We start from the raw sequence: 2,339 nt of genomic DNA, 5'->3' as shown, positions 1-2,339 counted from the left end.
GCTCTCTGGCCAGCCGGACGGCCTTCTCCCGCTCGCCCAGCGCCAGCCAGGCGTCGGCGGCGTCGGTCCGCCACGGAACCAGCTCGGGAACGTCCATCCCCCAGCTCTCCAGCAGCTCACCGCAGGCCAGGAAGTCGCCCAGCGCGGCGTGGTAGCGGCCCGTCGCCAGGGACCAGCGGCCCCTGGCGCGCCGGAAGTGCAGCTCGGGCAGGGTGTCGAGACGGGCGCCCGGCGCGGCGTGGTTGAGCAGGTCCATGGCCTCGTCGTAGCGACCCATGTCGGTGCGTGCGCTGATGAGTGTGGCCAGCGGGAAGTGGACGGCCACGCCCCAGTCCTCGCGCGGCAGCATCGACAGGGCCGACCGGGCGTGCTCCTCCGCCTTGCCCAGGTCGCCCTGGCGCAGCGCGATCTCGGCCCGTACGGCGGTCAGCCAGGCCCGCCAGGCCGTTCCGTAGCGCTTGCACTCGACCAGCAGGCGTTCGCACCAGGGCCGGGCCAGGTCGGTACGGCCCGCGTAGACCAGCGACCAGAGGGCGAACATCAGCGGCAGCACGTAGCCGTCGCCCAGCCGGTAGCGCTGGAGTACGCGGGTGGCCTGGCGGACGGCGTCCTGCGGCCCGTCGCCGGACAGGGCCGCCGCCACCGCGAACGCGGCCTGCTGGTGCGCGACGTCGGCGCTGCCGCCCAGCGGCTCGGACAGGGCCGTGCCGTCGGGCAGCCGGTCGAGCGTGCCGGTGCGGTGCTCCGGGGCGACCATGGCCAGCCACCCGCGCGCCGTCACCAGTGCGGCCCGCCGGCCGGCACCGGTCCAGGTCGTGGACCGCTCCAGCGTGTCCAGGACGCGCGCCGCCTCGTCCACGCGCCGCAGCCACACCAGGTAGCCGACGCACACGACCAGTTCGTCGGGTGCCAGCCGCTCTCCTGTCATATCCGGAAGGAGCGCGGAGAGGTGCTCGTTGAGGGCCGAAGGCCGGGAGCGCCACAGCACGCCGGCGAGCCGCAGCTTCAGCGCGGTCCGCTCCGGCCCGTCGGGGCACGACTCCTGGGCCAGCGCGAGACAGCCGCGGGCGAAGTCCAGGTCGCCGTCGACGAGCGCACACTCGGCTGCCTGCTGCAACACCGGTACGGCCCAACTCCCGGCCGGCTCGTTCGCGCGCACCAGCTGCCGCGCGACCTTGGCGGCGGACGCCCCTTCACCGCGCAGTAGTTCGGCGGCGCGCAGTCGCAGCCGGCCGGCCTCCGCGTCCGGGGTGGCTCCCAGTACCGCGGCAGCCGACCGGGCGTCCCGGAAGGCTCCGTCCCCCGCCGGCGGCTCAGGCCGGATGCCGTCGCGCTCGCTGCCCTCCCCGGCCCCGAACGCGCCGTCACCGAGCGCGCCGTCGCCGAATCCGGCCTTGCCCGGCCCGCCGTGCACGAGCCCCCTGCCCTGGAAAACCCTTTCGCCGAGGGCACCGTCGGCAAGTGCAGCGGCCCGGAAGGCAGCGTCACGAACGGCGCCGGCGGCAGCGGTGCCCTCATGGAAGGCACCGTCCCGGAACAGCCCGCTGAGGGTCAGCTCCCGCACCCCGGCCTCGACCGCCGCCGACGGCAGGTCGAGCAGGCGTCCCAGCAGCACGGTACGAGCGTCCTCGCCCAGGACGGCGGTGCCGCGGGCGACGCGCAACGCGTCGCTGCCGCAGCGGTGCAGCACCTCACCCACCGCCCCGGCCCAGGCCTCGCCCGCGCGCAGGCTCACCGCCCCCTCGTCGTCCTCCCCGGCCGCGTGGTCCTCCACGAGCGCCCGCATCAGCAGCGGGTTGCCACCGGTCCGCTCATGCAGCTGAGCGGCGAGCCGTGCACCCGCGTCGCCGCCCCGCACCTGACCGGCCAGCATCCGCTCGGCTGCCGCGGGCGTGAGCGGCATGAGCCGCAGCCGGTGGCAGTGCGCCTGGCGCTGCAGCTCGGCGACCCGGCTCAGCTGCTCCTGGTCGAGGCAGGCGGACACGGTCAAGAGGAGCAGGACGCGGGAACGCCGGGCGCGGCGGGCCAGGCACATCAGCAGCTGGAGCGACAACTCGTCGCTCAGCTCGGCGTCATCCACCGCTATGACGACCAGCCGGTCTGCCGCTAATTCGAGCAGGGCGCCCGCCAGGTGGGGAAGGACCCGGGTCTGTGCCTCGGCCGCGTTCTCGGCCGTGGCGATGTCCATCCAGTGGGTGACGTCGGCGCGGGTGGCCGAGGTCAGCGGTGCGGCCTCGAACAGCTTCCTGGCCAGGCCGAACGGCCACGCGCGTTCGGCCCGTGAGCCGGCCGCGTCGAGCAGCAGCGCGCCGTCGGCGACGGCCCGGTCGGTGACGTGG

General features: G+C 75.3%; 1 protein-coding gene. It reads right to left on the bottom strand.

What is annotated here, in order from left to right; all coding sequences use genetic code 11:
• Window positions 1-2,339 (bottom strand): hypothetical protein (locus ACWGI8_RS43180; RefSeq protein WP_453668970.1); only part of this gene is annotated, 2,339 nt, incomplete at both ends.

The organism is Streptomyces sp. NPDC054841, from assembly GCF_053611045.1.
This window is presented reverse-complemented; position numbering and strand designations above follow the sequence as displayed.